The 4,828-nt window shown below is 75.7% G+C and carries 5 protein-coding genes; 2 read left to right on the top strand and 3 right to left on the bottom strand.

The features are described from left to right. The first annotated feature begins 23 nt into the window (after nucleotides 1-23). Nucleotides 24-1,043, top strand: a complete 1,020-nt coding sequence (locus tag L7D48_RS25930; protein WP_237883077.1) for an asparaginase — start codon at nucleotides 24-26, stop codon at nucleotides 1,041-1,043. A gap of 24 nt (nucleotides 1,044-1,067) precedes the next feature. Then, a complete protein-coding gene (locus tag L7D48_RS25925; protein WP_237883075.1) occupies nucleotides 1,068-2,327 on the top strand; it encodes a GNAT family N-acetyltransferase in 1,260 nt (419 codons plus the stop codon). 124 nt (nucleotides 2,328-2,451) lie between these two features. On the opposite strand, the gene L7D48_RS25920 is transcribed toward L7D48_RS25925, so the two are convergent. The 3 genes from L7D48_RS25920 to L7D48_RS25910 all read right to left on the bottom strand — a co-directional run. Next, a complete protein-coding gene (locus L7D48_RS25920; protein WP_237883073.1) occupies nucleotides 2,452-2,694 on the bottom strand; it encodes a DUF5957 family protein in 243 nt (80 codons plus the stop codon). Nucleotides 2,695-2,721: 27 nt separating this feature from the next. Beyond that, nucleotides 2,722-3,498 carry a cytochrome d ubiquinol oxidase subunit II gene (locus L7D48_RS25915; protein WP_237883071.1) on the bottom strand — a complete coding sequence of 259 codons (777 nt, stop codon included), beginning with the start codon at nucleotides 3,496-3,498 and terminating at the stop codon, nucleotides 2,722-2,724. Between the two features lie 86 nt (nucleotides 3,499-3,584). Next, nucleotides 3,585-4,828 (bottom strand): cytochrome ubiquinol oxidase subunit I (locus L7D48_RS25910; RefSeq protein ID WP_237883069.1); only part of this gene is annotated, 1,244 nt, incomplete at its 5' end.

Raw genomic sequence — 4,828 nt, 5'->3', positions numbered from 1 at the left:
CCTACACCCAGGGAAGGCCGCCCATGTCCGCCAGCACCACTCCGCCCGCGAACACCCCCGCCCCCGGCGAGCGGCCCGGGCCGCTCGCCGGAGCGCCCTCCGTCCAGCTCCCGGTCCTCGCCGAGGTCGTGCGCTCGGGGTTCACCGAGGGCAGCCACCGCGGTTCCGTGGTGGTGCTCGGGCCGGACGGCGGCGTGGAGTGGTCGCTGGGCGAGGTGGCCGCGCCGGTCTACCCCCGCTCGTCCAACAAGCCGATGCAGGCGGCGGCCGTGCTGCACGCCGGCCTGGAGCTGTCGGGCGAGCGGCTGGCGCTGGCCGCCGCCAGCCACTCCGGCGAGCCGTTCCACCTGGAGCTGGTGCGCACCATGCTCGCCGAGCACGGGCTGACCGAGGACGACCTGGGCTGCCCGCCCGACCTGCCGCTGGACCGGGAGGAGGCCGACCGGTTCCTGGCGGCGGGCTCGCGTCCCTCCCGCACCGCCATGAACTGCTCGGGCAAGCACACCGCCATGCTGGCCGCCTGCCGGGTGAACGGCTGGTCCGGCGCCGACTACCTCGACCCCGGCCACCCCCTCCAGACGCTGGTGCGCGAGCGGATCGAGGCGGCGGCGGGCGAGCCGGTCGCGCACACCGGCACCGACGGCTGCGGCGCCCCGCTGATGGCGATCTCCCTCACCGGCCTGGCCCGCGCCTTCCGCTCCTTCGTGCTGGCCGAACCGGGCACCCCCGAGCGCCGGGTCGCCGACGCCATGCGGGCCCACCCCGAGTACGTGGCGGGCACCCGGCGCGAGGACACCCACCTGATGCGCGGAGTGCCGGGCGCACTGGCGAAGGTGGGCGCCGAGGCCGTCCAGGCGGTGGCCCTGCCCGACGGCCGCGCACTGGCGATCAAGATCGACGACGGCGGGCTGCGGGCGCTCGGCCCGGTCCTGGCCCGGACGCTGGCGCGGATGGGCGTGGAGTCCCCGGCGCTGGCGAAGATCGGCGACTCCCCGCTGCTGGGCGGTGGGCGGCGGGTGGGGGAAATCCGCGCGACGTTCTGAGACGGCGGTCCTAACGTAACCCCCATGGACTCGAACGCCCCTGACATCCGCACCATCACCGAGGACGAGTACCCGGGCTGGCTGCGCGCTCTGCGCGCCGGTTTCCTGCACTCCGCGGAACTCACCGCCGAGGAGCTGGCCGCACGGCGCGGCGCGATCGAACTCGACCGTACGCAAGGGGCGTTCGAGGACGGCCGCTGTGTCGCCACCTTCCGCACGCTGCCGCAGCGGCTGACCGTCCCCGGCGGCGCGGCGGTGGACTCCCTGGCCGTCACCAACGTCTCCGTCCTGCCCACCCACCGCCGCCGCGGGCTGCTGACGCGGATGATGCGCGACGCGCTGGCCGACGGGCGCGAGCGCGGGGACGTCTGCTCCACGCTGGACTCCGCCGAGTACCCGATCTACGGCCGCTACGGCTACGGCCCGGCCACCTGGTCGACCGACTGGACCGTGGACGTCGCCCGCGCCGGGCTGGACCCGCGCTGGTCGCGCCCTCAGGAGGAGGGCGCCCGAATCGATCTGGTGGAGCCCGCCCGGGCGCGCGTCCTGGGCGCCGCGCTCCACGAGCGGGTGCGCACGCTGCCCGACCGGCAGGGCATGACCGACCGCACCGAGCGCTGGTGGAAGCTGAACACCGGCGCGATCGACTGGCCCGGCAGCGGCTTCACCCAGGCCTCCCACGCCGTGTACCGCGACGCCGCGGGAGATGTGCGGGGGCTGCTGGCGTACACCGCCGACGACAACTGGGAGAACGAGGCGCCGCGCCTGAACGCCCGCGTCCGCGACCTGATCACCGCCGACGCCGCCGCCGAGCGGGCCCTGTGGCACTTCCTGCTCTCCATGGACTGGGTCGCCACCGTCCACTGCCGTCGGCGCGCCCCCGACTCCCTCCTCCCCCGGCTGCTGCCGAACCCGCGCGCAGCCCGGATCACCTCCCACGCGGACTTCCTGTGGCTGCGGCCGCTGGACGTCCCCGCGCTGCTCCGAACCCGTGCGTACCCGGTCTCCGGCACGCTGGTGCTGGAACTGGAGGACCCGATGGGCATCGCCGGGGGACGCTTCCTGCTGGACGCCTCCCCCGAGGGCGCCACCTGCGCGCCCACCACGCGCCCGGCCGACCTCTCGATGGGGGTGGGCGCGCTGAGTTCGATGTACCTGGGGGACGAGTCCGCCTCGCGGCTGCGGGAGCTGGGGCAGCTCGACGAGGAGCGCCCGGGCGCGGCCGCCCTGGCGGACGCCCTGCTGCGCACCGGCCGCAGGCCCTGGGCGCCGGACGTCTTCTGAGGCCCGGCGGAGGCGGTCCCGGAGTGCGGCCCCGGGGCGCGCGGTTCCGGGGCGCGGTTCCGGGGTGCGGTTCCGGAGTGCGGCCCCGCCCCGGCGCCGGATCCCGCGCCGGCACCGGCCGGCGTCACCCGCTCCCCTCCGGCCGGTCCTCCCGCCTCCCCTCCCGCCTCCGGCGGGCCTCCCGGCCCAGCAGGTACGGGCCCGCGACGACGCCGACCACCGCCAGGTACAGGGGCATGAGCTTGAGCGCGAAGGGCATCGAGGCGCCGAGGACGGCCTCGGCGGTCAGGCCGATCGCCACGGCGGTCAGTTCGCCCAGGAGGAAGCCGGCGACGGCGCCGGCGAGGGCCGCGAGTACGTGCTTCATGGTCTTATCGCTCTCCGATCGGAGTGTCTACAGGTACGAGGGGCCGGTGACCCGGCCCCGGAAGGCCAGCCACAGCCACACCTGGGCTGCCGCCAGCAGCGGTGCCACCACCAGCACCGCCGGCACCAGCAGCCCGAGCGCCGCGGCGCCGGCCGCCGAGTCGGCCAGGGGCAGCCGTACGCCCGCGGCGAGCGGCAGCGCGGCCATGGCCAGGGCGGTCAGGGCGAAGGTGGGCCGCTCCCCGGCACGGCCCGAGGGCAGCCGGGCGCGACGGCGCAGGCCGCCGGTCAGCCGCAGCGCGGCGAAGGCCGACCCGTGGACGGCGAACAGCGCGGCCACGCCCAGCGAGGTGAGGACGGCCGCCGGGCCCGCGGCCGGTGCGTCCGGAGCTCCGTTGAGCAGCCCGGCCAGCAGCCATCCCCAGGCGAGGGCCGCCGTCCAGCTCCCGGCCGCGACCATGCCGTCGCACAGCGCCCGCCAGGCGCGCCACGGGGCACGTCCGCGCCACCACAGGCCCGCGTCGCGCACGACCCACCCGGTCAGCAGGGGGACGAGGACGGCGAACTGACCGCTGAACACCTCCCCCTCCAGCTCCGGGAAGCAGCCGACGAACACCCCGGCGGCGGCGATCAGCCACACCTCGTCGGCCAGGAAGAAGGGGGCGATGGCGGCCAGGACGGTCCGCCGCTCGCCCTCGTCGCGCCCCAGGTGGTGCAGGAGCATGCCGACGCCGAGGTCGGCGCCGCCGAGCACCAGGTAGCCGGCGGTGAACAGCCCCAGCAGGGCGGCGGCGAGGGTCTCCACGGCGGTCTCCGTTCTCCGTTCTCCGGTCTCCGTCGCCCGTACGGCTCCGGGCGGGCTCTCGGCTCTCGGCTCTCGGCTCTCGGTCCTCAGTAGGCGGGCATGGGGCCGGGGTCGCGGTCGGCGGGCGGCCCGCCGCCTCCCGGCGCCCGCCCGTCCTCTCCGGAACCTCCGGTCCCCGCGGGCTCCTCCGGCTCCCCCGGCTCACCGATCTCCCCGAGCGCGACGGCGCCGGGGCCCCGGCGGGCGGTGCGCAGCAGCAGCCACCAGTTGACGGCCAGCAGCAGTGCGAAGAGCGTGGTGAAGACGGCCAGCGAGACCCGCATCGCACCGGCCGACACGTCCGAGAGCGCGTCCTCGGTCCGCAGCAGCCCGTACACCACCCACGGCTGCCGACCGGCCTCCCGGAAGACCCAGCCCGCCGTCATCGCCGCGTACGGCAGCGGCACCAGCGCCATCAGCAGCAGGTGCCAGGCCCGGAAGCGGAGCACGGCCCGGCGGAAGCAGGCCAGCAGCGCCGAGCCGGCCGAGGCGTACAGCATCAGCGCGAACGCGCCGAGCATCAGCAGCGCGGCGCCGCGCACCAGCCCCTGGGAGGGGATGTAGTCGCCCGGACCGAAGCGCTCGGTCAGCTCCGCCTGGAGCCGTGCGATCTCGGCCGTCTCCGCCCGCCACACCGCGCTCTTCATCGGCTGGTGGCCGGCGATCGCGGAGAGCTGGAGGCCGCCGGACACCGCCGTCCACAGCAGCGCGGGCGGGGCGAGGAAGACCCCGATCCGCAGCGATCTGCGGAACAGCTCGGTGTCGGCCCCGGACAGCCCGTGCGTGCCGCGCCGGCGCAGGTGGTACGCGCTGATCCCGGCGACGAAGAACGCCGCCGTCAGCAGCGCCCCGCCCGCGATGTGCCCGAAGGCGAGCAGCGTGCTGGGGTTGGCCAGCACGGCGGGGGCGTCGGCCAGTTCGATGCCGTGCGCCGTCCTGGCGTACCCCACGGGGTGGTTGAGGAAGCCGTTGGCGACCAGGATCCAGTAGGCCGACAGGTAAGCGGTGCCGGTGACCACCCACAGCAGGGCGCAGTGCAGCCGGGGCCCGAAGCGGTTCCAGCCGAAGATCCACAGCCCCAGGAAGGTGGACTCGACGAAGAACGCGACGATCGTCTCCATCGCCAGCGAGGCGCCCAGGACATCGCCCGCGTAGTGCCCGAGCCCGCTCCAGGCCAGCCCGAACTGGAACTCCATGACGATGCCGGTGACGATCCCGACCGCGTAGTTGAGGACGTAGAGCTGCCCCCAGAAGCGCACCATGCGCTCGCGCACCGCCGCGCCCCGCCCGC

Origin of the sequence: Streptomyces sp. ICN903 (assembly GCF_022015835.1) — a bacterium.
GTDB lineage: Bacteria > Actinomycetota > Actinomycetes > Streptomycetales > Streptomycetaceae > Streptomyces > Streptomyces fenghuangensis.
This window is presented reverse-complemented; position numbering and strand designations above follow the sequence as displayed.